22 protein-coding genes are annotated in these 25,359 nt (G+C 59.6%); 16 read left to right on the top strand and 6 right to left on the bottom strand.

From position 1 onward, the window contains the following. Positions 1-12: 12 nt before the first annotated feature. The gene (locus tag ABIA48_RS17440) at positions 13-1,002 is read left to right on the top strand and encodes an alpha/beta hydrolase family protein (RefSeq protein WP_429490233.1); all 990 of its coding nucleotides are present in this window, start codon (positions 13-15) and stop codon (positions 1,000-1,002) included. A gap of 138 nt (positions 1,003-1,140) precedes the next feature. Here ABIA48_RS17440 and ABIA48_RS17435 read toward each other — a convergent pair whose 3' ends face one another. Genes ABIA48_RS17435 through ABIA48_RS17425 form a run of 3 tightly spaced genes read right to left on the bottom strand, consistent with a single transcriptional unit; the run spans position 1,141 to position 3,597 of the window. Beyond that, positions 1,141-1,908, bottom strand: coding sequence for a TerB family tellurite resistance protein (locus ABIA48_RS17435; RefSeq protein WP_429490231.1), 768 nt, complete (start codon positions 1,906-1,908; stop codon positions 1,141-1,143). Position 1,909: 1 nt separating this feature from the next. Then, a complete protein-coding gene (murU, locus tag ABIA48_RS17430; RefSeq protein ID WP_429490230.1) occupies positions 1,910-2,581 on the bottom strand; it encodes an N-acetylmuramate alpha-1-phosphate uridylyltransferase MurU in 672 nt (223 codons plus the stop codon). Further along, on the bottom strand, positions 2,578-3,597 hold the full coding sequence (locus tag ABIA48_RS17425) for an aminoglycoside phosphotransferase family protein (RefSeq protein ID WP_429490228.1): 1,020 nt from the start codon (positions 3,595-3,597) through the stop codon (positions 2,578-2,580). Before ABIA48_RS17425 ends, murU begins: the two co-directional genes overlap by 4 nt. 130 nt (positions 3,598-3,727) lie before the next feature. Here ABIA48_RS17425 and ABIA48_RS17420 point away from each other — a divergent pair, with 130 nt between their 5' ends. The 11 genes from ABIA48_RS17420 (at position 3,728) to ABIA48_RS17370 (ending at position 17,930) form a co-directional block, all read left to right on the top strand. After that, positions 3,728-6,541, top strand: a complete 2,814-nt coding sequence (locus ABIA48_RS17420) for an LPS-assembly protein LptD (RefSeq protein ID WP_429490226.1) — start codon at positions 3,728-3,730, stop codon at positions 6,539-6,541. Continuing rightward, positions 6,522-7,838: a peptidylprolyl isomerase SurA gene (surA, locus tag ABIA48_RS17415; protein WP_429490224.1), complete on the top strand. Its 1,317-nt coding sequence runs from the start codon at positions 6,522-6,524 to the stop codon at positions 7,836-7,838. The genes ABIA48_RS17420 and surA overlap by 20 nt, the downstream gene beginning before the upstream one ends. Continuing rightward, positions 7,835-8,824: a 4-hydroxythreonine-4-phosphate dehydrogenase PdxA gene (pdxA, locus tag ABIA48_RS17410; RefSeq protein WP_204934634.1), complete on the top strand. Its 990-nt coding sequence runs from the start codon at positions 7,835-7,837 to the stop codon at positions 8,822-8,824. The genes surA and pdxA overlap by 4 nt, the downstream gene beginning before the upstream one ends. Then, on the top strand, positions 8,821-9,639 hold the full coding sequence (rsmA, locus tag ABIA48_RS17405; protein ID WP_204934635.1) for a 16S rRNA (adenine(1518)-N(6)/adenine(1519)-N(6))-dimethyltransferase RsmA: 819 nt from the start codon (positions 8,821-8,823) through the stop codon (positions 9,637-9,639). The genes pdxA and rsmA overlap by 4 nt, the downstream gene beginning before the upstream one ends. Before the next feature lie 115 nt (positions 9,640-9,754). Then, complete coding sequence (gene apaG, locus ABIA48_RS17400) at positions 9,755-10,135, top strand: Co2+/Mg2+ efflux protein ApaG (protein ID WP_429490222.1); 381 nt, start codon at positions 9,755-9,757, stop codon at positions 10,133-10,135. After that, entirely contained in the window at positions 10,135-11,019 is an 885-nt protein-coding gene (locus ABIA48_RS17395) for a symmetrical bis(5'-nucleosyl)-tetraphosphatase (protein ID WP_429490220.1), read from the top strand. The genes apaG and ABIA48_RS17395 overlap by 1 nt, the downstream gene beginning before the upstream one ends. Before the next feature lie 33 nt (positions 11,020-11,052). Next, entirely contained in the window at positions 11,053-11,382 is a 330-nt protein-coding gene (gene glpE / locus ABIA48_RS17390) for a thiosulfate sulfurtransferase GlpE (RefSeq protein ID WP_007982657.1), read from the top strand. Positions 11,383-11,679: 297 nt separating this feature from the next. Then, complete coding sequence (locus ABIA48_RS17385; RefSeq protein WP_007982655.1) at positions 11,680-13,602, top strand: PrkA family serine protein kinase; 1,923 nt, start codon at positions 11,680-11,682, stop codon at positions 13,600-13,602. Positions 13,603-13,806: 204 nt separating this feature from the next. Then, on the top strand, positions 13,807-15,078 hold the full coding sequence (locus tag ABIA48_RS17380) for a YeaH/YhbH family protein (RefSeq protein WP_429490218.1): 1,272 nt from the start codon (positions 13,807-13,809) through the stop codon (positions 15,076-15,078). After that, complete coding sequence (locus ABIA48_RS17375) at positions 15,075-16,637, top strand: SpoVR family protein (protein ID WP_007982651.1); 1,563 nt, start codon at positions 15,075-15,077, stop codon at positions 16,635-16,637. The genes ABIA48_RS17380 and ABIA48_RS17375 overlap by 4 nt, the downstream gene beginning before the upstream one ends. Before the next feature lie 63 nt (positions 16,638-16,700). Next, complete coding sequence (locus ABIA48_RS17370) at positions 16,701-17,930, top strand: multifunctional CCA addition/repair protein (RefSeq protein WP_429490216.1); 1,230 nt, start codon at positions 16,701-16,703, stop codon at positions 17,928-17,930. 81 nt (positions 17,931-18,011) lie between these two features. Here the strand turns inward: ABIA48_RS17370 and folK are convergent, their stop codons facing one another. Continuing rightward, complete coding sequence (gene folK / locus ABIA48_RS17365) at positions 18,012-18,530, bottom strand: 2-amino-4-hydroxy-6-hydroxymethyldihydropteridine diphosphokinase (RefSeq protein WP_429490214.1); 519 nt, start codon at positions 18,528-18,530, stop codon at positions 18,012-18,014. Next, positions 18,521-18,877 carry a dihydroneopterin aldolase gene (gene folB / locus ABIA48_RS17360; RefSeq protein WP_008017405.1) on the bottom strand — a complete coding sequence of 119 codons (357 nt, stop codon included), beginning with the start codon at positions 18,875-18,877 and terminating at the stop codon, positions 18,521-18,523. Before folB ends, folK begins: the two co-directional genes overlap by 10 nt. A gap of 74 nt (positions 18,878-18,951) precedes the next feature. Here folB and plsY point away from each other — a divergent pair, with 74 nt between their 5' ends. Next, entirely contained in the window at positions 18,952-19,521 is a 570-nt protein-coding gene (plsY, locus tag ABIA48_RS17355) for a glycerol-3-phosphate 1-O-acyltransferase PlsY (protein WP_223548388.1), read from the top strand. Between the two features lie 23 nt (positions 19,522-19,544). On the opposite strand, the gene tsaD is transcribed toward plsY, so the two are convergent. Next, positions 19,545-20,570, bottom strand: coding sequence for a tRNA (adenosine(37)-N6)-threonylcarbamoyltransferase complex transferase subunit TsaD (tsaD, locus tag ABIA48_RS17350; protein WP_429490213.1), 1,026 nt, complete (start codon positions 20,568-20,570; stop codon positions 19,545-19,547). Positions 20,571-20,769: 199 nt separating this feature from the next. Here tsaD and rpsU point away from each other — a divergent pair, with 199 nt between their 5' ends. From rpsU to rpoD, 3 genes are all read left to right on the top strand, one after another. Next, on the top strand, positions 20,770-20,985 hold the full coding sequence (gene rpsU / locus ABIA48_RS17345) for a 30S ribosomal protein S21 (protein WP_002551877.1): 216 nt from the start codon (positions 20,770-20,772) through the stop codon (positions 20,983-20,985). A 480-nt stretch (positions 20,986-21,465) separates the two neighbouring features. Then, positions 21,466-23,433, top strand: a complete 1,968-nt coding sequence (gene dnaG, locus ABIA48_RS17340; RefSeq protein WP_103396766.1) for a DNA primase — start codon at positions 21,466-21,468, stop codon at positions 23,431-23,433. A 67-nt stretch (positions 23,434-23,500) separates the two neighbouring features. After that, on the top strand, positions 23,501-25,348 hold the full coding sequence (gene rpoD, locus ABIA48_RS17335; RefSeq protein WP_007982638.1) for an RNA polymerase sigma factor RpoD: 1,848 nt from the start codon (positions 23,501-23,503) through the stop codon (positions 25,346-25,348). Positions 25,349-25,359 lie beyond the last annotated feature (11 nt).

The following is a 25,359-nucleotide window of genomic DNA, read 5'->3' as shown; positions in this document are numbered from 1 at the left end:
CTGGAATATCCGATGCCCCCTGTCTACCGCCTGGCACTGCCAGCATTGTGCCTGTCGTTGATCCTGCCTTGCGCCTTTTCCGTCGAAGCGGCCAACCCGGCGCCAGTCGCCGAAGAAAAAACCGCCGAAGAAAAACCACTCGAACGTCAGCCGCTGCCTGAGCGTAGTCAGGAAGAAGCGACTGCACTTGAGCGAAAGATCCCGGCTCAGGAACAGCAACAACTGCAAGCGGGCACCGACACGTTTCTGGCCTTGTGGAAACCGGCCAACACCGCCGAACCCAAAGGCGCGGTGATTATCATCCCGGGCGCCGGCGAAAGCGTTGACTGGCCGCAAGCGGTCGGCCCTTTGCGGCGCAAATTGCCGGATGCCGAATGGAGCAGCCTGAGTATCACCTTGCCGGATCTGCAAAGCGATGCCATTGCGCCGCGAATCGTGGAAGCGCCGCCAGCCCCCAAGGCCCCCGAAACCGGCAGTAAAGATTCGACCACCGCAGCCCCCATCGAACAAGTGGCCGGTGGCGAGGCCGATGTTGCCGACAAGGCCATCGCCGAAACCCCTGAAGAACAATCCAAGGCCGATGCCGAGCGCATCTTCGCCCGGATCGACGCCGCTATCGCGTTCGCCGAACAGCAAAGCGCTCGCAGTATCGTGGTGTTGGGGCATGGTTCCGGCGCCTATTGGGCCGCGCGCTACCTGAGCGAGAAGCAGCCATCGCAAGTCGAGAGACTGGTGATGGTCGCAGCGCAGACACCTGTGGCGGCGAAACCCGGGCTGGCAGAGCTGACCCCGACCCTGAAACTGCCGACCGCGGATATTTTCTACAAAGACAAAGCGCCGGATCGCAACGCTGCACTGGAACGCCTGCAGGCCAGCAAACGCCTGAAGTCATCGGCATTCAGCCAGGTCGCGCTCAAGGCGTTGCCGGATAGCAAGGCCGAACAGGAGCAATTGTTCCGGCGGGTGCGGGGCTGGTTGAATCCGCAGCCTGCGACAGACTGACAGACCGCGTCGCCCTCTTCGCGAGCAAGCCCGCTCCCACAGGATTAACGTCGCACACAACTTTTGTAATCGACATAAAACCTGTGGGAGCGGGCTTGCTCGCGAAGGGGTCATTACAGGCAACACAAAGCTGTTCGACTAGCGAAAATCCCGCCGCTCCCGAATCAGCGTATAGGCATTGTGCAGTTCGCGCGTTCGCTCGGTGGCCTCACGAACCTGCATCGCTGTCGCGCCACTGCCGGCAACCTTGTCCGGATGATGGCGACTGAGCAGGCGCCGGTAAGCACGTTTGATCTGCGCCGGCTCAGTGGTGGCCGACACACCCAGCAACCGCAAGGCCTCCTGATAACTTGGCACGCTGTTGCTCAATGGCCTTTTCTGCGGCTCGTAGTCATGGGCCAGCGCTTGCACCTGATGCGGCGTCCAGCCCAGCCACTTGCCCCATTGGCCGATCAATTCACGTTCACTGCGGCCGGCACGGCCATCGGCCCACACCATTCGCCAGCAGGCGCGCAACACGCCTTCTGCCGCATGGGGCTGAGCACTCAGGCGGCGCAGATAACCGTGCAGCCGGTCGCGGCCCGACTTGCCGCGATTGAACGCGGCAATCGCACGACGCTGCGCCGACTCGGACATTTCCAGCGAACGCATTTCCGCCCGGGCCTGTTCGATGTGCCCGGCCATCACCCGGCCGTCGCACTTGGCCAGACGCCCCAACAAGACAAACAGCAACTCATCGTTACGCAGCACCGGGCGACCGCCCAGCTTTTCCCGCAAGTGCCCCCAGCTCTGCAAGTGCAAACGCCGGTCCAGCGCCTGCCCCAACAACGCGCCGAGCATGGCCCCCGGAAGACTGGCTATGGCAAAGCCTGCTCCGGCTCCAATCAGAGTCCCTGGCCACAGCATGTCAGCGGCTCGCTTCTATTAATGATTCAACTTCGGCCAGGCGCTCGTGAGTGCCGACATCGACCCAATGCCCCTTCAACTGCTCGCCGGTCACTTGACCGTCAGCCATGGCTTTGCGCAACAGCGGCGCGAGCTTGAAAGCCCCCGCGGTGCAACCGTCGAACAACTGCGGATGCAACACGGCAATGCCGCTGTAGGTCAGGGTAGAAGCCTGCGGCTGACCGTCGTGCACCTGGGTTCCGATCAGGCTGAAGTCCCCGGCCGGATGGTGGGACGGGTTGCTCGCCAACACCAGGTGCGCCAGGCCGCTGATAGGCTGATGCAGCACGCTGAAGTCGTAATCGGTCCAGATGTCGCCGTTGACCACGACAAACGCTTCATCCCCCAGCAACGGCAACGCGCGGAAAATCCCGCCGCCGGTTTCCAGGGGCTCGCCTTCCGCCGAGTACTGAATGCTCACGCCATAGCGCGCACCATCGCCCAGATAGTCTTCGATCTGCTGACCGAGCCAGGCGTGATTGATCACGATGTCGGTGAACCCGGCAGCGGCCAGCGCTCGCAGGTGATATTCGATCAGTGGGACTCCGCCTGCACGAACCAGCGGCTTTGGCGTGGTCAGGGTCAGCGGGCGCATGCGCTCGCCTTTACCCGCGGCCAGAATCATTGCCTTCATGCTGTCACTCCGGCACGCAGACTGGCCAGCAACACATCCAGCCCGGCCAGTTCAGGACGGCGCTCGATCACGGCATCTATATAGGCAAAGAAACGCGGCACATCACCCAGATAACGCGGCTTGCCATCACGATGGCAGATACGGGCGAAAATACCGATGACTTTCAGGTGACGTTGCACACCCATCAAGTCGCTGGCACGCAGGAAATCCTCGAAGTCGGGCTGAACCGGAATACCGAGGGCGCCCGCTTGCTGCCAGTAGCTTTCGAGCCAGCCGTGCACGCGCTCTTGCGGCCAGCTGAGGAATGCATCCTTGAACAGGCAGGTCACGTCGTAGGTCACCGGGCCATACACCGCGTCCTGGAAATCCAGCACACCGGGGTTGGGCTCGCTGAGCATCAGGTTGCGCGGCATGTAGTCGCGATGCACCAGGACTTTTGGCTGTGCCAGGGCGCTGTCGATCAACAGTTCGCTGACCTGCTGCCAGAGCACTTGCTGCGCCGCGTCGAATTCGATGCCCAATTCACGCTTCACGTACCACTCGGGAAACAGTTCCAGCTCGCGACGCAGTAATGCCACGTCATAGCTCGGCAGAGGCGCAACCATCGGCAACTGCTGGAAAGCCAGCAACGCTTGCAGGGCATCTCTGAACAAATTGTCGGCATTTTCGCTGTCGATGACGTCCAGATAGGTCTTGTTGCCCAGGTCATTGAGCAAAAGAAAACCGCGCTCGAGGTCTTCGGCATAAATTTTCGGCACGTTTATTCCGGATTTCGCCAGCAAAAAGGCGATATCCACGAAGGGTTTACAGTTTTCCTGGGGCGGCGGGGCGTCCATCACGATGAAACTTTTGCCATCGCCTTCCCAACGGAAATACCGCCGGAAACTCGCGTCGCTGCTGGCCGCAGTCAACGTGGCTGGGGGGACGACACCCCAACCCTGCTCGGCAAAAAGAGTCGCCAATTGTTCATCGAGCCAAACTTTCAGGTGTTGCAAACGTACATCTTGATCAGGCATTACAAGGGTCTCCGACGGCGCTAGCCGTCAAGCGGGTCATGCTTTATTATCCAGCATCTTTTTCAGACCATCGAGAGGCGTGCGGCCCACACCGCGGGCAGATGGCACGCAGGAAGCCCGGACTAATAAGATGGCATTGAAATCCCCCGCGTTTCGTAAAAAATTTCCGTTGTTGGTTACCGGCAGTTTGCTGGCGCTGCAACCCCTTGCCACTTCCTACGTGGTCGCCGCAGAACAGTTTGACTGCTCAGTCTCTGCTTCGGGTTCCTGGGACTGTGCGCCAAAGACGCCGGCGGCTGCATTGCCACCGCGTCCCGTCCATGACGGCAGCGCAGTTTCCGCTACTGGCGAAGCCCCGGCCGAGAACGGCTCCGGCGAAGACACTGGTGCCAAGCCGGCACTGGTCACCGAATCCAAAGGCCGTGGCCTGAAGTCGCGAAGCGCAGACTACAGCCACCTCGACTGGGTTCCGCGCGAACAGCTCACCGCCGCACAATTGGCCGAAACCGGTCCTTATTGCTCTGGTTCCTATATCGAACCGATTCGTCCTGGCATGAACGACAAGACGAATAAAAGTGACGCTCCTACCTTTATCGGTGCAAAAGCTTCCCGCTATAAACAGGATGAGCAGGTCGCGACCCTGGCCGGCGACGTTGTCATGCGTCAGGGCAGCATGCAGGTCGAAGCCGACGAAGCCAACCTGTACCAGGCCGAGAGCCGTGGCGACCTGAACGGCAACGTGCGCATTCGCGACAACGGCGCATTGATCGTCGGCGACCACGCCGATGTGCAGCTCGACACCGGTGAAGCCAAGGTCGACAACGCCGAATACGTGATGCACAAATCCCGCGTCCGCGGTAATGCCCTGTACGCCAAACGTGCCGAGAACGCGATCATCCGCCTCAAGGATGGTACGTACACCACGTGCGAACCGAACAGCAACGCCTGGCAGCTCAAGGGCAACAACATCACCCTGAACCCGGCCACCGGTTTCGGTACGGCAACCAACGTGACGTTGCGGGTCAAGGACATTCCGGTCCTGTACACGCCATACATCTACTTCCCGATCGACGACCGTCGCCAGTCCGGCTTCCTGCCGCCGTCCATCGGCACCGGCAGCGATACCGGCTTCATGCTGGTCACCCCGTACTACTTCAACCTGGCGCCGAACTACGATGCCACGTTGTACCCGCGCTACATGGAAAAGCACGGCTTGTTGATGGAAGGCGAATTCCGCTACCTGACCAAGTCCAGCGAAGGCCAGTTCGGTGCGGCGTACCTCAACGACGAAAGCGACGAACGCGACAAGCAGTCCGACGCCGAAAAAACCCGCTACATGTACAACTGGCAGCACAAGGGTGGTCTCGACTCGCGAGTGCTCACGCAAGTCGACTACACCAAGATCAGCGATCCGTATTACTTCCAGGATCTGCAGACCGACCAGATCGGCGTGAAAAGCAACGACTACGTGAACCAGCAGGGCTCCGTCACCTATCGCGGCGACAGCTATAACGCTCGGGTGAACGCCCAGGCATACCAACTGGCGAGCGTCTCGAACATTACGCCGTACGACCGCCTGCCGCAGCTCACCCTCGACGGCATGCTGCCTTATCATCCGGAAGGCCTGGATCTCACCTACAGCACCGAACTGGTACGGTTTGATCGGGATCTGCAGAACGGCAGCTACTCCGACGAAGATGGTAACGTGTCACCACGTCTTGATAACAACGTTGTCGGCCTGGCACGCGCCAATGGCGACCGGCTCAACCTGGCACCGGCTGTCAGCCTGCCACTGAACTGGACCTACGGATTCCTGAAGCCAACACTCAAGTACCAGTACACGCAGTACCAACTGGATCTGGACGGTCTCGGCAAAAGTCAAATCGCGCAGCAAGATCAAGCCGCAGCGGCAACCGGGACTAAAAATCTCAATGGTGATTTTGACAGCAACCAGAACCGCGGCGTACCGATCGCCAGCATCGACAGCGGCCTGTACTTCGATCGCAATACCCAGTATTTCGGCAAGAACTACCGCCAGACCCTCGAGCCGCGCCTGTTCTACCTGTACGTGCCGGAGGTCGACCAGGTAGACATCCCGGTATTCGATACCAGCGAATACACCTTCAACTATGCGTCGCTGTTCCGTGACAACCGCTTCTCTGGCTCCGACCGTGTCGGCGACGAGAACAAACTGTCCCTGGGCGTGACCAGCCGCTGGATCGAAGACAACGGTTTCGAGCGTCAACGCATCAGCGTCGGCCAGGCCTTGTACTTCAAGGACCGCGAAGTTCAGCTGCCGGGCATCGATCCAAAAACCCGCAAAGATACACAAGCCAACGTTTCGCCTTACGCCCTGGAATACGAATATCGCTGGAACCGTGACTGGCGTACCACGGCCGACTACAACTGGGACCCGGACAGCCACAGCCCTCGCTCGGGCAGCGCGATGTTCCACTACCAGCCTGAAGACAACCCGAACAAGGTGGTCAACGTCGGCTATCGCTATCGCAATGACCAGATCCGTTACGACCAGAACACCGGTCAGTGGACCGTGGGCGGTGGTGACTACGGCACCCCTGGCCAGCCTGGCTACGTGAAGGATTACTACAAGATCAAACAGCACGACTTCTCGGTGATCTGGCCGATCGTGCCGCAATGGAGCGCTATCAGCCGCTGGCAGTATGACTACAACCGCAGCCGTACCCTGGAAGCCTTTGGTGGTTTCGAGTACGACAACTGCTGCTGGAAACTGCGCCTGATCAACCGTTACTTCGTTGATTACGACGAGTTCAGCCAGCAAGCACCGCAAAACGAAAAAGGCGACCATGGCGTCTTCCTCCAAATTGTTCTGAAGGGACTCGGCGGCCTCACCGGCGCCAAGGCAGAGAGCTTCCTCGACAAAGGCATTCAAGGTTATCGTGAACGTGAAGACCAAGCTTTCTGATTGTCTGCGCCCGCTGATGCTGGGCGCGCTGTTCCTGAGTACGGCGGCCAGTGCCGCCGTACAGTCCATCGATAAAGTGGTGGCCATCGTCGACAACGACGTGGTTATGCAGAGCCAACTGGACCAACGCGTTCATGAAGTTCAGCAAACCATTGCCAAGCGTGGTTCTGCCGTGCCGCCGGCCAGCGTGCTGCAGCAGCAGGTACTGGAGCGCCTGATCGTCGAAAACCTGCAATTGCAGATCGGCGAACGCTCCGGCATTCGCATTACAGATGAAGAGTTGAACCAGGCTGTCGGCACCATTGCCCAGCGCAACAACATGTCGGTCGAGCAGTTCCGCGCCGCCCTGACTCGCGACGGCCTGTCTTACGACGACGCGCGTGAGCAGATTCGTCGCGAAATGGTCATCAGCCGTGTACGCCAGCGCCGGGTTGCCGAACGCATTCAGGTCTCCGAGCAGGAAGTGAAGAACTTCCTGGCTTCCGACCTGGGCAAAATGCAGCTGTCCGAAGAGTTCCACCTGGCCAACATCCTGATTCCTACGCCGGAAAGCGCCAACTCCGACGCGATTCAGAATGCAGCCAAACAGGCCGATGCGATTTACCAGCAACTCAAGCAAGGCGCTGACTTCGGTCAGTTGGCAATCGCCAAGTCCGCCAGCGAAACCGCACTGGAAGGTGGTGACATGGGCTGGCGTAAAGCCGCTCAATTGCCACCTCCATTCGATCGCCTGCTGAGCACCATGCCAGTGGGGGATGTCACCCAGCCAATGCGCACGCCAGGCGGCTTCATCATCCTGAAGATCCTCGCCAAGCGTGGCGGCGAGACCCAGATGCGCGATGAAGTGCATGTGCGTCACATCCTGGTCAAGCCGAGCCCGATCCGCGACGCAGCGAAAACCAAAGCCCTGGCCGATTCACTCTACAGCCGTATCGAGGCTGGCGAAGACTTCGGTGAGCTGGCGAAAAGCTACTCGGAAGACCCGGGTTCCGCCCTCAACGGCGGCGACCTGAACTGGATCGACCCGAGCGCGCTGGTGCCCGAGTTCCGCGAAGTGATGGCCAAGACCCCACAAGGCCAGCTGTCCAAGCCGTTCCAGACACAATACGGCTGGCACGTCCTGGAAGTCCTTGGCCGTCGCGCCACAGACAGCACCACCCAGGCTCGCGAGCAGCAAGCAATGACCGTATTGCGTAACCGCAAATACGACGAAGAGCTGCAAACCTGGCTGCGTCAGATCCGTGACGAAGCGTACGTTGAAATCAAACTCCCTGGCGCCGACCAGGCAGCACAGTGAAACCTCAACGTTTCGCGCTGACACCCGGCGAACCAGCCGGCATAGGTCCCGACCTGTGCCTGCTGCTCGCCTCGCAAGCCCAGCCCCACCCCCTGATTGCCATCACCAGCCGCGACCTGCTCATTGAGCGGGCCGCGCAACTGGGCGTGGCGGTCGACTTGCTGCCGGTTACACCGGACAACTGGCCGGATGCGCCCGCGCCAGCCAACAGCCTGTATGTGTGGGATACACCGCTCAACGCCACGGTCACCGCCGGACAACTGGACAAGGCCAACGCTGCGTTTGTCCTGGAAACCCTGACCCGGGCCGGCCAGGGCTGCCTGAACGGGGACTTTGCCGGCATGATTACCGCGCCGGTGCACAAAGGCGTCATCAACGAGTCCGGCATCGCCTTTTCCGGACACACGGAATTCCTCGCTGACCTGACTCATACCGCGCAAGTGGTGATGATGCTGGCCACACGCGGCCTGCGCGTAGCCCTGGTGACCACTCACCTGCCCCTGCGCGAGATTGCCGATGCAATCACGCCGGAGCGTCTGGAACGCGTCACGCGAATCCTGCACGCCGATCTGCAGAACAAATTCGGCATCGCCCGGCCACGCATCCTGGTCTGCGGGCTCAACCCGCATGCCGGTGAAGGCGGACATCTGGGCCATGAAGAAATCGATATCATCGAACCCACATTGGAGCGCTTGCGCGGCGAGGGCATGGACCTTCGCGGCCCCCTGCCCGCCGACACTCTGTTTACCCCCAAATATCTGGAGCACTGCGATGCAGTGCTGGCGATGTACCACGACCAGGGCCTGCCGGTGCTGAAGTACAAAGGCTTCGGCGCAGCAGTCAACGTGACCCTCGGCTTGCCGATCATCCGCACCTCGGTCGACCACGGCACAGCCCTGGACCTGGCCGGCAGCGGCAAGATCGACACCGGCAGCCTGCAAGTCGCCCTGGAAACCGCCTACCAGATGGCCGAGACCCGTTTATGACCGAGCATTACCAACACAAGGCGCGCAAACGCTTTGGCCAGAACTTCCTGCACGACGCTGGTGTTATCGACCGCATCCTGCGTTCCATTCATGCCAGGACAGAAGACCGCCTGCTGGAAATCGGCCCGGGACAGGGCGCACTGACCCAAGGCCTGCTCAGCAGCGGCGCCCAACTCGACGTGGTGGAACTGGACAAGGACCTGATCCCGATCCTCAACCAGCAGTTTGCCGGCAAGAGCAACTTCAACCTGCATCAGGGCGATGCACTGAAGTTCGACTTCAACAGCCTGAATGCCGCACCAGGCAGCCTGCGAGTGGTCGGCAACCTGCCGTACAACATCTCCACGCCACTGATTTTCCACCTCTTGCACAACTCGCACCTGATCCGCGACATGCACTTCATGCTGCAAAAGGAAGTGGTCGAGCGCCTGGCTGCCGGTCCGGGCGGTGGTGACTGGGGTCGCTTGTCGATCATGGTTCAGTACCACTGCCGGGTCGAGCACCTGTTCAACGTCGGCCCGGGCGCGTTCAACCCGCCGCCGAAAGTCGACTCGGCCATCGTGCGCCTGGTGCCCCACGCCGTACTGCCGCACCCGGCCAAGGATCACCGCTTGCTGGAGCGCGTCGTGCGGGAAGCTTTCAACCAGCGCCGCAAAACCCTGCGCAACACCCTCAAGCTGTTGCTGAGCAACGCCGAAATCGAAGCCGCCGGCGTCGATGGCAGTCTGCGTCCCGAGCAACTCGACCTGGCCGCCTTCGTGCGCCTGGCCGACAAGCTCAGCGAGCAAGCAGCACAAAAGCCTGCCGCTGACTGACAGGTGATGAGCGCTATCGGGTAGGACGGCACTCTGGTCTACTACCCGATACTTGGCCTAGACTGAACTCCATCAGCTACGCCCCGCGTCCCGCTTCGTTTTTAAGGCCCCTTGCATGTCCGATCCTCGTTATCAGGTCGACGTCAGCGTCGTCACCCGCTATCTGGCAGAACAATCGCAACCCGAGTACGACCGCTTTGCCTTCGCCTATACCATCACCGTGAAAAACAATGGCCTGGAGCCCGCCAGATTGCTGTCTCGGCACTGGGTCATCACCGATGGTGACGGGCATGTCGAAGAAGTGCGCGGCGCAGGCGTAGTCGGCGAGCAACCGTTGATCGCCCCCGGCGAGAGCCACACCTACAGCAGTGGTACGGTCATGACCACCAAGGTCGGCACCATGCAAGGCACCTATCAGATGCTTTCCGAAGACGGCAAACATTTCGACGCCATCATCGCGCCCTTTCGCCTGGCGGTGCCCGGAGCCTTGCACTGATGGCAACGTACGCTGTCGGCGACCTGCAAGGCTGCCTTCAAGCCCTGCAATGCCTGCTCAAACAAGTGGCGTTCGACCCACAACGGGATCGTCTGTGGCTGGTGGGCGACCTGGTCAACCGCGGCCCGCAGTCGCTGGAAACCCTGCGCTTCCTCTATAGCATCCGCGAGTCGCTGGTGTGCGTGCTCGGCAACCACGACCTGCACCTGTTGGCGGCCGGACGCAACATCGAACGCCTGAAAAAGGCCGACACCCTGCACGAGATCATTGACGCGCCGGACTGCGCCGAGCTGCTGGAATGGCTGCGCCAGCAAAAGCTCATGCACTACGACGAACAGCGCAACATTGCACTGGTCCATGCCGGCATTCCACCCCAGTGGTCGCTGCGCAAAGCCTTGAAATGTGCAGCCGAAGTCGAGACTGTCTTGCGTGACGACAACCTGTTGCCGCCCTACCTCGATGGCATGTACGGCAACGATCCGGCGAAATGGGACAACGACCTCAAAGGCGTGACGCGTCTGCGGGTGATCACCAACTATTTCACCCGCATGCGTTTTTGCACCGCCGAAGGCAAACTCGACCTCAAGAGCAAGGAAGGTCTCGGTACCGCCCCACCTGGCTACAAGCCCTGGTTCCAGCACAAGGAACGCAAGACCAAGGATCTGAAAATACTCTTCGGTCATTGGGCAGCACTGGAAGGCAAGTGCGACGAGCCGGGCATATCGGCCCTCGACACCGGGTGCGTGTGGGGCGGCGCCCTGACCCTGATGAACGTCGACAGCTTTGAGCGCCTGTCCTGCAAATGCGACGAACATGGCCATGTTGCCGTGCCGTCAGTCGCCTCATCCATTCCCCAAACATCGCCAGCCAGCGCCCCGCGCTAGACTGCCCATTCAGCCGAGCCACAGGAGCCCGCCATGAGCGAATTCAAACGTATCCCCCCGGAACAGGCCCAAGCCCTGCGCGAACAAGGCGCCGTGGTGGTCGACGTCCGCGACCCGGCCACTTTTGCCGCCCTGCACATCGCAGGCTCGAAGCATCTGGACAATCATTCCCTGCACGCCTTCATCCAGGGTGCCGACCTCGATGCCCCCACCGTAGTGGTCTGCTATCACGGCAATTCCAGCCAGGGCGCGGCCGCCTACCTGATCAGCCAGGGCTTCTCCGACGTCTACAGCATGGATGGCGGATTTGAGTTGTGGCGTACGACGTACCCTGCGGAAACGGCGCAAGGCACCTCCGAATAATTTTTTTGTAACGTTGCAGGCCCCGACTCCCGCGGGCTGGCGCGGTGGCAGACGAACGGTCTGCCACAAACAATTACGCATCTTGCCTTTCCCTGCCAAATTCCCAACTATCCTTAAGCGCAGGCCATCCAAAACAGGGGAGAGCCGGTACACCGGCGCACGGATCATCGGGAGTAGCTTTCGGGGCGGTAAGCCTTGAGGGAGTTCTGGGGGGTAAACAGCAACCGCCTGTTCGGTTGCTGCCAGCATCGACTGAGTGATCCGGCGTCGGCTCCACGTATCGAGCGAGGTGACGTCATGAGTATCTTTAGCCACTTCCAACAACGCTTCGAGTCCACACGCCAGGAAGAACTCTCTCTGCAAGAGTATCTGGAACTGTGCAAAAAAGACCGCAGCGCCTACGCTTCCGCTGCCGAGCGTCTACTGCTGGCCATCGGTGAGCCGGAACTGCTCGACACCTCGACCAACTCGAGACTGTCGCGCATCTTCTCCAACAAGGTAATCCGTCGCTATCCGGCCTTTGAAGACTTCCACGGGATGGAAGAATGCATCGACCAGATCGTGTCGTATTTCCGCCATGCCGCTCAGGGCCTGGAAGAGAAGAAACAGATCCTTTACCTGCTCGGCCCTGTCGGTGGCGGTAAGTCGTCCCTGGCCGAGAAGCTCAAGCAACTGATGGAAAAAGTGCCCTTCTATGCAATCAAGGGCTCGCCGGTTTTCGAGTCGCCCCTGGGTCTGTTCAACTCCACTGAAGATGGAGCGATCCTCGAGGAAGACTTCGGCATTCCACGGCGCTACCTCAACACCATCATGTCGCCATGGGCGACCAAGCGCCTGGCCGAGTTCGGTGGCGACATCAGTCAGTTCCGTGTGGTCAAACTCTACCCGTCGATCCTCAACCAGATCGCCGTGGCCAAGACTGAACCTGGCGACGAAAACAACCAGGACATCTCGGCGCTGGTGGGCAAGGTCGATATCCGCAAACTGGAGGAATTCCCACAGAACGACGCCGATGCCTACAGCTACTCGGGCGCACTGTGCCGGTCCAACCAGGGCCTGATGGAGTTCGTCGAAATGTTCAAGGCACCGATCAAGGTGCTGCACCCACTGCTGACCGCCACCCAGGAAGGCAACTACAACAGTACCGAAGGCCTCGGCGCGATTCCGTTCACCGGGATCCTGCTGGCACACTCCAACGAATCGGAGTGGCACACCTTCCGCAACAACAAGAACAACGAAGCCTTCATCGACCGGATCTACATCGTCAAAGTGCCGTACTGCCTGCGGGTCAGTGACGAAGTGAAGATCTACGACAAGCTGCTGTTCAACAGCTCGCTGGCCAAGGCGCATTGCGCACCGGACACCCTGAAGATGCTGGCCCAGTTCACCGTGCTCTCGCGCCTCAAAGAGCCGGAAAACTCCAACATCTACTCGAAGATGCGCGTGTACGACGGCGAAAACCTCAAGGACACCGATCCGAAAGCCAAGTCGATCCAGGAATACCGCGACAACGCCGGTGTCGATGAAGGCATGAACGGCCTTTCCACCCGGTTTGCGTTCAAGATCCTGTCGAAGGTGTTCAACTTCGATCCGCACGAAATTGCCGCCAACCCGGTGCATCTGCTCTACGTGCTGGAACAACAGATCGAACAGGAACAGTTCCAGGCCGAGACACGCGAACGCTATCTGCGCTTCCTCAAGGAATACCTAGCACCGCGCTACATCGAATTCATCGGCAAGGAGATCCAGACCGCCTACCTCGAGTCCTACAGCGAATACGGCCAGAACATCTTCGATCGTTACGTGCTGTACGCCGATTTCTGGATCCAGGATCAGGAATACCGCGACCCGGAAACCGGCGAGATCCTCAATCGCGTAGCCCTGAACGAAGAGCTGGAGAAAATCGAAAAACCGGCCGGTATCAGCAATCCGAAGGATTTCCGCAACGAAATCGTCAACTTCGTCCTGCGCGCCCGGGCCAACAACAACGGCAAGAACCCGACCTGGCTCAGTTACGAAAAATTGCGGGTGGTCATCGAGAAGAAAATGTTCTCCAACACCGAGGACCTGCTACCGGTCATCAGCTTCAACGCCAAGGCCAGCAAGGAGGACCAGCAAAAACACAACGACTTCGTCACACGGATGGTCGAGCGGGGCTACACCGACAAACAGGTACGACTGCTGTCCGAGTGGTACCTGCGGGTCAGAAAATCACAATAACCCGCTGCCGGTCAGACCGGTTGTCGTCAGCCAGAGACCTGTGTGCGCTTTTTCTGTTACACAGGCCTCTGGAAGGTGTTCGAAAGTCGGTAGCGAGTTCAGGCAGCATCCAAAGCGCTTGGGGGAGCGTTCAATACCCCTCGGCTCTCGGTTCGATGCTGTATCACCGCTCGCCCCTTTCAGGACAGCTTCTAAGGAGCAGTCATGAGCTATGTGATCGACCGACGTCTCAATGGCAAGAACAAGAGCACGGTGAACCGCCAGCGGTTTCTGCGGCGCTACCGTGATCACATCAAAAAGGCTGTCGAAGAGGCGGTCAGCCGGCGCTCCATTACCGATATGGAACACGGCGAACAAATCAGCATTCCCGGCCGCGACATCGACGAGCCGGTGCTTCATCACGGCCGCGGCGGCAAGCAGACGGTCGTGCACCCGGGCAACAAGGAATTCACCAGCGGCGAACATATCGCCCGTCCACCGGGAGGTGGTGGCGGTCGGGGCCCCGGCAAGGCCAGCAATTCCGGCGAAGGGATGGACGAATTCGTCTTCCAGATCACCCAGGAAGAATTCCTCGAATTCATGTTCGAGGACCTCGAACTGCCAAACCTGGTCAAGCGCAACCTGACCGGCACAGACACCTTCAAGACTGTTCGAGCCGGGATCAGCAACGAGGGCAACCCGTCGCGGATCAACATCATCCGGACCCTGCGTTCAGCCCACGCCCGGCGAATCGCCCTGTCCGGCAGCAGCCGGGCAAAACTGCGCGAGGCCAAAGAAGAACTTCTGCGACTCAAGCAGGAAGAACCAGACAACTTCGGCGATATTCAGGAAATCGAGGCAGAAATCGAAAAACTCAGCGCGCGCATTCACCGCGTGCCGTTTCTCGACACGTTCGACCTCAAGTACAACCTGCTCATCAAGCAACCCAACCCCAGCTCCAAGGCCGTGATGTTCTGCCTGATGGACGTGTCCGGTTCGATGACCCAGGCGACCAAAGACATCGCCAAACGCTTCTTTATCCTGCTGTACCTGTTTCTCAAGCGGAACTACGAAAAGATCGACGTCGTGTTCATCCGACATCACACCAGCGCCCGCGAAGTGGATGAAGAGGAGTTTTTCTACTCCCGGGAAACCGGCGGCACCATCGTCTCCAGCGCCTTGAAACTGATGCAGGAGATCATGGCCGAGCGTTATCCGAGCAATGAGTGGAACATCTACGCCGCCCAGGCATCCGACGGTGACAACTGGAACGACGACTCTCCGATCTGCCGCGACATCCTGATCAACCAGATCATGCCATTCGTCCAGTACTACACTTACGTTGAGATCACCCCGCGCGAGCACCAGGCCCTGTGGTTCGAGTACGAGCGCATCGCCGAAGCCTTTTCCGACACGTTTGCCCAGCAACAACTGGTCTCGGCCGGAGATATCTATCCGGTCTTCCGTGAACTCTTCCAGCGCAGGTTAGTGACATGACCGCCAAAGAGCAGAAGCGCCAACCCATTTCCACCGGCTCCGAATGGACGTTCGAGCTGATCCAGGCGTACGACAAAGAAATCAGTCGTCTGGCGGCTCGATACGCACTCGACACGTACCCCAACCAGATCGAGGTGATCACCGCCGAGCAGATGATGGACGCCTACGCCTCGGTCGGTATGCCGCTGGGTTATCACCACTGGTCCTACGGCAAGCATTTTCTCAGCACTGAAAAATCCTACACTCGCGGCCAGATGGGTCTGGCGTACGAGATCGTGATCAACTCCGACCCATGCATCGCCTACCTGATGGAAGAAAACACCATCTGCATGCAGGCGCTGGTGGTAGCCCATGCCTGCTACGGGCACAACAGCTTTTTCAAAGGCAACTACCTGTTCCGCACCTGGACCGACGCCAGTTCGATCATCGATTACCTGGTGTTTGCCAAGCAGTACATCATGCAATGCGAAGAGCGCCACGGTATCGACGCGGTCGAGGACCTGCTCGACTCCTGCCATGCGTTGATGAACTACGGTGTCGATCGCTACAAACGCCCCTATCCGATCTCCGCGGAAGAAGAACGTCGCCGGCAAAAGGACCGGGAGGAGCATTTGCAGAAACAGATCAACGATCTGTGGCGAACCATTCCCAAGGGCGCGGACAAGTTCAGCGACAAGGACAATGCACGCTTCCCCGCCGAACCTCAGGAAAACATCCTCTACTTCATCGAAAAACATGCACCGCTGCTGGAGCCATGGCAGCGGGAAATCGTGCGCATCGTGCGCAAGATCGCCCAGTATTTTTATCCACAGCGCCAGACCCAAGTGATGAACGAGGGCTGGGCGACGTTCTGGCACTACACCCTGATGAACGACCTGTACGACGAAGGCCTGGTCACCGACGGCTTCATGATGGAGTTCCTGACATCCCACACCAGCGTGGTATTCCAGCCTGGCTTCGATAGCCCTTACTACAGCGGCATCAACCCTTATACGTTGGGTTTTGCCATGTACCGCGACATCCGGCGCATGTGCGAAGAGCCGACGGAAGAAGACCGACGCTGGTTCCCGGACATTGCGGGCACCGACTGGTTGGCGGCCATCAAGTTCGCCATGAGCAGCTTCAAGGATGAGAGTTTCATCCTGCAGTACCTGTCGCCCAAGGTGATCCGCGACCTGAAGCTGTTCAGCATTCTCGATGACGACCAGAAGGACGACCTGCTGGTACCTGCCATTCACGACGAAGGCGGCTACCGCATCATCCGTGAAACCCTGGCGGCGCAGTACAACCTCGGCAACCGCGAACCCAACGTGCAGATCTACAGCATCGACCGGCGTGGCGACCGCTCCCTGACCCTGCGTCACCAGCAACACGACCGCAAACCACTGGGGGACTCCACCGAAGAAGTGCTCAAACACCTGCACCGCCTCTGGGGCTTCGATATCCACCTGGAAACCCTGCAAGGGGATCAAGTGATGAAAACCCACCATGTGCCGCCCAGAAGCGAACACAGCGAAGGCGAATACGGTCGGCTGGACCTGGCCGTCATCCATCTTTGATCCGGTTTGTGCCTCCGAAAGCTCGACGCAACGGTTATCCTGTCGAGCTAACGGAGGTTTTTTATGCGGATTTATAAAGTCGGCGGTGCGGTACGTGATCGCTTGCTGGGCAAACCGGTCACCGATATCGATTGGGTTGTGGTCGGCGCCACCACCGAAGAAATGCTCGCCAAGGGCTTTCGCCCGGTGGGCGCGGATTTCCCGGTGTTCCTTCATCCAAAAAGCGGTGAGGAGTACGCCCTCGCCCGAACCGAGCGCAAAAGCGGACGCGGTTACGGCGGGTTCACGTTTCACGCCAGCCCTGAAGTCACCCTCGAAGAAGACCTGATCCGTCGCGACCTGACCATCAATGCCATGGCCGAAGACGATCAGCAGAACCTGACCGATCCGTACCACGGCCAGCGCGATCTCGAAGCGCGCCTGCTTCGCCACGTTTCCCCGGCATTTGCCGAAGATCCGCTCAGGGTCTTGCGTGTTGCCCGCTTCGCGGCGCGCTACGCGGCGCTGGGTTTTACCGTTGCCCCGGAAACCCTGGAGCTGATGCACCAACTCAGCGAGTCAGGCGAACTTGAGGCACTGACCCCAGAGCGCAGCTGGAAGGAAATTTCCCGCGCCCTGATGGAAGATCAGCCACAGGTGTTCGTTGAGGTATTGCGTGCATGCGGCGCACTCAAGGTGTTGATGCCGGAGGTCGACGCGCTGTTCGGTGTACCGCAACCACCAGCCCATCACCCGGAAATCGATACTGGCGCACATACCCTGGGCGTGTTGCAGCAGACCGCCATACACAAACAGCCACTGACCGTGCGCTGGGCGTGCCTGCTGCACGACCTGGGCAAGGGTCTGACGCCAGAGGAAGAGTGGCCACGACACATTGCCCACGAGTTCAAAGGCCTGAAACTGATCAAAGCGGTCAATGAACGCTTCAAGGTACCGAGAGACTGCCAGGAACTGGCAGTGCTGGTGGGCGAATATCACACCCACGGCCATCGCGCCTTTGAGCTGAAGCCATCGACGCTGCTGGAATTGCTGCAAAGCTTCGACGTATACCGCCGGCCACAGCGGTTCGAGGAGTTCATTGCGGCCTGCGAGATGGATGCGCGTGGGCGCAAAGGGCTGGAAGAAAGAAGTTATCCACAGGCGGATTATCTGCGCGGTGCGGCAACCGCGGCTCGCAGCGTGGCGGTTCAGCCGTTGCTGGAAAAGGGATTCAAGGGACCGGAGCTGGGAGAGGCGATCAAGCGCGAGCGGCTAAAGGCGCTGAAGGCTTACAAGGAAGCAGCGTCTGCCTGAAAAGCTTCGCGAGCAAGCCCGCTCCCACAGGGTTAGCGCAAACCTGTGGGAGCGGGCTTGCTCGCGAAGGCGTCGGTCAGATCACAGCAAATCTGAAGGCGTCAATTGCTTGCCACGCCACTCAAACGCCACCGGCGCCAGTGTCTGATCGATCTGCGATTCGGCCCACAATGTAGCGAAACTTTTACCCGCACCCGGATGTACTCGATCCGGCGCTATCAACGACAACGGCCACAGAACGAACGCATTCTTCAGAATTTCTGCGCGCGGCAAGATCAGGCCATCGAAGTTGCCCACCAGATCGCCGAACAACAACACATCGATATCCAGCGGCAAACCTCGTCGATCCGGCGCGTAACGACCGTTATCCGCCTCGATGAACTTCAACCGACGATCGAGCTCCATCAGCGGCAGATCGGTATACGCCGACACCACGAAATTGAAGAACGGCCCGCTCTTGATGCCCACTGGCTGGCTTTCGAATACCGCCGAACAGCGGATATCGACAAGGAACGCCGCCAAAGCATCGAGCCCTGCCTGCAAATGGGTTTCACGCTCGATATTGCTACCGAGCCCGAGGTACACCTGAGTCAGCGACATCCGCGCTCGATCTCCACGCCCACACCGCCGGTGGCAGCCGGGATGGCACCGGGCTTGGTCAGCTTCAGGCGCATCCAGGTGATTTTGAATTCGCTCATCAGCACTTCAACCAGGCGCTCGGCAAAGGTTTCAACCAGCTGGAATTGCGCCTGCTCGGCAAACGCCTGGATGCGCGAGGAAACGCTGGCGTAATCGAGCGCCAGGGTCAGGTCATCACCGGCTGCAGCCGGGCGATTGTCCCAGGCGAAGCTCAGATCAAGACGCAAGCACTGTCGGATGCCTCGTTCCCAGTCGTAGGCACCAATCACCGTGTCGACTTCCAGGCCCTCGATAAACACTCTGTCCAAGCACTTCTCTCCGCTACACGACAAGGGCGCAATGCGCCGTTAGAATCAGGGCTTCCTCGCCCGGAATAGTTAGCATGTTTTGGTTATTGGCGATCCTCGCCTACCTGCTCGGCTCTCTGTCCTTCGCCATTTTGCTCAGCCGCCTGACCGGTAACCCCGATCCGCGAATGAGTGGCTCGGGCAATGCCGGCGCCACCAACATGTTGCGCCTGGCCGGCAAGAAACTCGCCATCCTGACCTTGCTCGGCGACCTTTGCAAAGGCCTGCTGCCGGTACTGATTGCTCGTCTTGCGGGCCTTTCGCAGCAGGAACAGGCCTGGATCGGCGTCTATGCCGTCATTGGCCATCTGTTTCCACTGTACTTCCGCTTTCGCGGCGGCAAGGGTGTCGCCACCGCTGCGGGCATGCTGCTGGGACTGTACCCGCCCGCTGCGCTTCTGGCGGTCTGCGCCTGGCTCTTGACGTTCTACCTGACCCGCACCAGCTCTCTGGCCGCCCTCATCGCCACACCGCTGACCCTGCCTTTGCTGGCCTGGCAAGAACCGGTCGCCCTGCTGCCCATGAGCACGCTCACCGGGCTGATCGTCTGGCGTCATCGCGGCAATCTACGCGACCTGTTTGCCGGGCGCGAACGGCATTTCTAGTTGCCGGACATGAGCGCCGCTCATCACAACGCCGACAATTGCTCCATCGGCCAGCGCGCCTGCACGCTGATCGCCAGGCTTTCCTGCTGACCGGCCTGCAAGCGCTGGCAGCCGGCGAACGCGATCATCGCGCCGTTATCGGTGCAGAACTGCGGACGGGCATAAAACACATCGCCCCTCATATCGCCGAGCATTTTCTCCAGAGAAGTGCGCAACGCCTTGTTGGCACTGACGCCCCCGGCGATCACCAGGCGCTTCATGCCGGCGGCTTTCAGGGCACGCTTGCACTTGATGGTCAAAGTCTCCACCACGGCCTGCTGGAACGCCAGCGCGATGTCGCAACGGGCTTGCTCGCCGTCGTCCCCGGCGCTGACGCACTGCTGCCAGGTGTTCAGCGCAAAGGTTTTCAAGCCACTGAAGCTGAAATCCAGGCCCGGGCGGTCACACATCGGACGCGGAAAGACGAAACGCCCTGCAACGCCCTGCTCTGCAAGGCGAGCGATCTCCGGTCCGCCCGGATAATTGAGGCCCATCATCTTGGCCGTCTTGTCGAAGGCTTCGCCGGCAGCGTCATCCAGGGTCTCGCCCAAGAGCGTGTATTGACCAATTCCGTCGACCTGAACCAGCTGCGTATGACCACCCGACACCAACAAAGCGACGAACGGAAATTCCGGCGGCTGCGACTCCAGCATCGGTGCCAGCAAGTGGCCTTCCATGTGGTGCACGCCAAGGGCCGGAATGCCCCAGGCAAAGGCCAGTGCCTGAGCGCAGGAAGCCCCCACCAGCAACGCGCCCACCAGGCCAGGGCCTGCGGTGTAGGCGATCGCATCGATCTCGGTCGGCACGCAGCCGCCTTCGGCCAACACCTGACGAATCAAGGGCAGCATGCGTTTGACGTGATCGCGCGAGGCCAGCTCCGGCACCACGCCGCCATAGGCGCGGTGCAGGTCGATCTGACTGAACAGCGCGTCGGCCAGCAGCCCGCGCTCACTGTCGTAAAGTGCGACGCCGGTTTCGTCGCAGGAAGTTTCTAATCCCAGTACTAGCATGGGTTTGCGCCTTGTTTAGGCTGAATTCGAAGGCGCGCATAATAGTCGCCGCGTGATGCCCCGACCAGCGGTTTTCGATCAGAGGCTTTGCATTCCGAGCGTTGAGGGGTTAACATCCGCAACCCTTAAAAACCGACGTCTTCAAGTGCTCTTTTGCCGCGAGGATGTTGACCCCGGTAATGAATGAAGGTAGCTCTGGATGCCAGCCGTCAAAGTAAAAGAGAACGAACCCTTCGACGTAGCTCTGCGTCGTTTCAAGCGCTCCTGCGAAAAAGCCGGTGTACTGGCTGAAGTTCGTAGCCGCGAATTTTACGAGAAGCCAACTTCTGAGCGTAAGCGCAAAGCAGCAGCCGCTGTTAAGCGTCACGCTAAGAAAGTTCAGCGCGAACAGCGCCGCGCCGTTCGTCTGTACTAATACACAGACGATCGTAGCAAGCTTCTGCCAAGCCCGGCCCTCAGCCGGGCTTATGGCATTTGCGGAAAACGCTTGATGCTTCACTGTCAAAGCCGCAGACGCGACCGAGACAAATCTGCTTCACCACGTCAGACCTGGCTCTTTTGCCAGCGGTGCACGTCTTTTCTGACGAGCCTTCCAAGGCTACTGACGAGCACACCCACTGATTCCTCTTACGACGATCAGCCCAAGGCACCTGCTTGCGTGCCAAATGATGAGCTATCCGGGGCCGATGATTGGCCGCAGCGGATTCAGCGCAATACTTTCAAACAGTCGAATGCTGATTGGCATTAACGTCAGTGGATTTTCGGCAGATACACTTCCCGACAGCGATTACGCAGACGACACTGGTCGAGCCGCTTACTTTGCGCGCCTCCAACAATGACCGCGTTCGGTCGCCGTACGTTTCGGGTTCCTTTCAGCGCAGATGACGAGAACGCCATGGCCGGGCTAATTCCCCAGAGCTTCATTGACGACCTTCTGAACCGCACCGACATCGTCGATGTGGTCAGCTCGCGCCTGCAACTGAAAAAAGCCGGCAAGAACCACACCGCCTGCTGCCCGTTCCACAAAGAAAAGACTCCGTCGTTCAGCGTCAGCCCCGACAAGCAGTTCTATTACTGCTTCGGCTGCGGCGCTGGCGGTAACGCCCTCGGCTTCATCATGGACCACGACAACCTGGATTTCGTCCAGGCTGTCGAAGAACTGGCCAAAGCCGCCGGCATGGAAATCCCCCGCGAAGAAAGCGGCCGCCCGCACAAACCGCGGCAGCCGACCGATTCGCCGCTGTATCCGCTGCTCAGCGCTGCCGCCGACTTTTATCGCCAGGCCCTGAAAAGCCATCCATCGCGCAAGGCGGCCGTGGATTACCTGAAAGGTCGCGGGCTGACCGGCGAAATCGCCCGGGACTTCGGCCTCGGCTTTGCCCCACCCGGCTGGGACAACCTGTTCAAGCACTTGAGCAGCGATACCCTGCAACAAAAAGCCATGATCGATGCTGGCCTGCTGATCGAGAACGCCGAAAGCGGTAAACGTTACGACCGCTTCCGCGACCGCGTGATGTTCCCGATCCGCGACAGTCGCGGGCGCGTGATCGCATTTGGCGGCCGGGTATTGGGCGACGACAAGCCGAAATACCTGAACTCCCCGGAAACCCCGGTTTTCCATAAGGGCCAGGAACTCTACGGCCTGTACGAAGCGCGCAAGACCAACCGCAACCTTGACGAGATCATCGTCGTCGAGGGTTACATGGACGTCATTGCCCTGGCCCAGCAAGGCCTGCGCAATGCCGTCGCGACCCTGGGCACCGCCACCAGCGAGGAACACCTCAAGCGGCTGTTTCGCGTCGTGCCCAGCGTATTGTTCTGCTTCGACGGCGACCAGGCCGGCCGCAATGCGGCATGGCGGGCGCTGGAGGCGACACTTTCGAGCCTGCAGGACGGTCGCCGCGCGCGCTTTCTGTTCCTGCCTGAAGGCGAGGACCCGGACACACTGGTCCGCTCCGAAGGCACCGATGCCTTCCGCGCACGCATCAACCAGCACGCGCAGCCACTGGCCGATTATTTCTTCCAGCAATTGACGGAAGAAGCCGACCCGCGCTCGCTTGAGGGCAAGGCGCATATGGCCACCCTCGCCGCGCCGTTGATCGACAAAGTCCCGGGCGCCAACCTGCGCACCCTGATGCGCCAGCGCCTGAGCGAAATCACCGGCCTGAGCGGCGAAGCGGTGAGCCAGCTGGCACAAAGCGCCCCGCCAGAAGCACCACCGGCTTACGACCCGGGCATCGATTACGACGCGATGCCCGATTACAGCGACTATCATCAGCCGCAGGCACAGGAAATGTATGTGCCACAGCAGGAATGGACGCCGAAGAAACCCGGTGCAGGAGGCAAGAAATGGGACAAGAAACCGTGGGACAAGAATGGCAAACGGGGCGGTGATCGCGATCAACCCCGCGCGCCACGGGTGCCCGCCGCCGTAGAACCGCCGACCCTCGCCGCCTTGCGCACGCTGCTGCATCACCCGCAACTGGCCGAAAAAGTCGAGGATGCCGGACACTTCGCCGCCGAGGACCACACCAACACACAATTGCTGGTGGCGCTGCTCGAAGCCGTGCAGAAGAATCCCAAGCTAAACTCAATTCAGCTGATTGCCCGCTGGCACGGCACAGAGCAGGGCCGCTTGCTCAAGGCCCTGGCGGAAAAGGAATGGCTGATTGACGGAGACAACCTTGAACAACAGTTTTTCGACACCATTACTAGCTTGTCAGCCCGCCAACGCGAGCGAAACCTGGAACAACTTCTTAGAAAAGCACGTCAAAGTGAATTGACCAGCGAAGAGAAAAATCAACTGCGCGACCTCTTGAGTCGCAATGTTTCCGCATCAAACCCGACCTCAACTGGCGCGTGAGGTCATAGCTCAGGTATAATCCTCGGCTTGTTTTTTGCCCGCCAAGACCTTCAGTGGATAGGGTGTTATGTCCGGAAAAGCGCAACAGCAGTCTCGTATCAAAGAGTTGATCACACTTGGTCGTGAGCAGGGCTACCTGACTTACGCGGAGGTCAACGACCACCTGCCGGAGGATATTTCAGATCCGGAACAGGTGGAAGACATCATCCGCATGATCAATGACATGGGGATCAACGTATTCGAGGTTGCGCCAGATAAGGATTCCCTTATGCTGGCCGACGCCGATACCGACGAAGCCGCAGCCGAAGAGGCCGCTGCAGCGTTGGCTGCGGTCGAGACCGACATTGGTCGCACTACCGACCCGGTGCGCATGTATATGCGCGAAATGGGTACGGTCGAGCTCCTCACACGTGAAGGCGAAATCGAAATCGCCAAGCGTATTGAAGAGGGCATCCGTGAAGTGATGAGCGCAATCGCGCACTTCCCTGGCACGGTTGATCATATTCTCTCCGAGTACACCCGCGTCACCACCGAAGGTGGCCGCCTGTCCGACGTCCTGAGCGGTTATATCGACCCGGACGACGGCATCGCGCCGCCTGCGGCAGAAGTGCCGCCTCCAATTGACGCGAAAGCCGTCAAAGCGGATGACGACTCCGACGACGAAGACGGTGAAGCCTCGGATGACGAGGAAGAAGCCGAAAGCGGTCCGGATCCGATCATCGCCGCACAGCGTTTTGGCGCTGTTGCCGATCAGATGGAGATCACCCGCAAGGCGCTGAAAAAGCACGGTCGTCACAACAAGGCAGCGATTGCCGAGTTGCTGGCCCTGGCCGAACTGTTCATGCCGATCAAACTGGTGCCGAAGCAATTCGAAGCCCTGGTCGAGCGTGTTCGCAGCGCCCTGGATCGCCTGCGTCAGCAAGAGCGCGCAATCATGCAGCTCTGCGTTCGTGATGCACGCATGCCGCGTGCAGACTTCCTGCGCCAGTTCCCGGGCAACGAAGTCGACGAAAGCTGGAGTGATGCCCTGGCCAAAGGCAAAAGCAAATACGCTGAAGCCATTGGTCGTCTGCAGCCGGACATCGTCCGTTGCCAGCAGAAGCTGACCGCGCTGGAAACCGAAACCGGTTTGACCATCGCCGAGATCAAGGACATCAACCGTCGCATGTCGATCGGTGAGGCCAAGGCCCGCCGCGCGAAGAAAGAGATGGTTGAAGCCAACTTGCGTCTGGTGATCTCGATCGCCAAGAAGTACACCAACCGTGGCCTGCAATTCCTCGATCTGATCCAGGAAGGCAACATCGGCTTGATGAAAGCGGTAGACAAGTTCGAATATCGTCGCGGCTACAAGTTCTCGACTTATGCCACCTGGTGGATCCGTCAGGCGATCACTCGCTCGATCGCCGACCAGGCCCGCACCATCCGTATTCCGGTGCACATGATCGAGACGATCAACAAGCTCAACCGCATTTCCCGGCAGATGCTGCAGGAAATGGGTCGCGAACCGACCCCGGAAGAGCTGGGCGAACGCATGGAAATGCCTGAGGACAAGATCCGCAAGGTATTGAAGATCGCTAAAGAGCCGATCTCCATGGAAACCCCGATCGGTGATGACGAAGACTCCCATCTGGGTGACTTCATCGAAGACTCGACCATGCAGTCGCCAATCGATGTTGCAACCGTTGAGAGCCTGAAAGAAGCGACTCGCGAAGTGCTGTCCGGCCTCACTGCCCGTGAAGCCAAGGTACTGCGCATGCGCTTCGGTATCGACATGAATACCGACCACACCCTCGAAGAGGTTGGTAAGCAGTTCGACGTGACCCGTGAGCGGATTCGTCAGATCGAAGCCAAGGCGCTGCGCAAGCTGCGCCACCCGACGAGAAGCGAGCATCTGCGCTCCTTCCTCGACGAGTGATCACAAAACCC

The sequence above is a fragment of the Pseudomonas sp. S30_BP2TU TE3576 genome (genome assembly GCF_050436025.1).
Lineage (GTDB): Bacteria > Pseudomonadota > Gammaproteobacteria > Pseudomonadales > Pseudomonadaceae > Aquipseudomonas.
Note: the sequence above shows the minus strand (reverse complement) of the source record. Positions and strands in the feature narration are given on the sequence as shown.

Bases quoted from the DNA above. Each gene is read 5' to 3' on its own strand.
- tsaD (WP_429490213.1), bottom strand. From the start codon at position 20,570: ATGCTAGTACTGGGATTAGAAACTTCCTGCGACGAAACCGGCGTCGCA.
- ABIA48_RS17380 (WP_429490218.1), top strand. From the start codon at position 13,807: ATGAGCTATGTGATCGACCGACGTCTCAATGGCAAGAACAAGAGCACG.
- folK (WP_429490214.1), bottom strand. From the start codon at position 18,530: ATGTCGCTGACTCAGGTGTACCTCGGGCTCGGTAGCAATATCGAGCGT.
- apaG (WP_429490222.1), top strand. From the start codon at position 9,755: ATGTCCGATCCTCGTTATCAGGTCGACGTCAGCGTCGTCACCCGCTAT.
- murU (WP_429490230.1), bottom strand. From the start codon at position 2,581: ATGAAGGCAATGATTCTGGCCGCGGGTAAAGGCGAGCGCATGCGCCCG.
- plsY (WP_223548388.1), top strand. From the start codon at position 18,952: ATGTTTTGGTTATTGGCGATCCTCGCCTACCTGCTCGGCTCTCTGTCC.
- ABIA48_RS17425 (WP_429490228.1), bottom strand. From the start codon at position 3,597: ATGCCTGATCAAGATGTACGTTTGCAACACCTGAAAGTTTGGCTCGAT.
- ABIA48_RS17420 (WP_429490226.1), top strand. From the start codon at position 3,728: ATGGCATTGAAATCCCCCGCGTTTCGTAAAAAATTTCCGTTGTTGGTT.
- ABIA48_RS17370 (WP_429490216.1), top strand. From the start codon at position 16,701: ATGCGGATTTATAAAGTCGGCGGTGCGGTACGTGATCGCTTGCTGGGC.
- rpoD (WP_007982638.1), top strand. From the start codon at position 23,501: ATGTCCGGAAAAGCGCAACAGCAGTCTCGTATCAAAGAGTTGATCACA.
- ABIA48_RS17375 (WP_007982651.1), top strand. From the start codon at position 15,075: ATGACCGCCAAAGAGCAGAAGCGCCAACCCATTTCCACCGGCTCCGAA.
- ABIA48_RS17435 (WP_429490231.1), bottom strand. From the start codon at position 1,908: ATGCTGTGGCCAGGGACTCTGATTGGAGCCGGAGCAGGCTTTGCCATA.
- rsmA (WP_204934635.1), top strand. From the start codon at position 8,821: ATGACCGAGCATTACCAACACAAGGCGCGCAAACGCTTTGGCCAGAAC.
- rpsU (WP_002551877.1), top strand. From the start codon at position 20,770: ATGCCAGCCGTCAAAGTAAAAGAGAACGAACCCTTCGACGTAGCTCTG.
- ABIA48_RS17395 (WP_429490220.1), top strand. From the start codon at position 10,135: ATGGCAACGTACGCTGTCGGCGACCTGCAAGGCTGCCTTCAAGCCCTG.
- ABIA48_RS17385 (WP_007982655.1), top strand. From the start codon at position 11,680: ATGAGTATCTTTAGCCACTTCCAACAACGCTTCGAGTCCACACGCCAG.
- dnaG (WP_103396766.1), top strand. From the start codon at position 21,466: ATGGCCGGGCTAATTCCCCAGAGCTTCATTGACGACCTTCTGAACCGC.
- glpE (WP_007982657.1), top strand. From the start codon at position 11,053: ATGAGCGAATTCAAACGTATCCCCCCGGAACAGGCCCAAGCCCTGCGC.
- ABIA48_RS17440 (WP_429490233.1), top strand. From the start codon at position 13: ATGCCCCCTGTCTACCGCCTGGCACTGCCAGCATTGTGCCTGTCGTTG.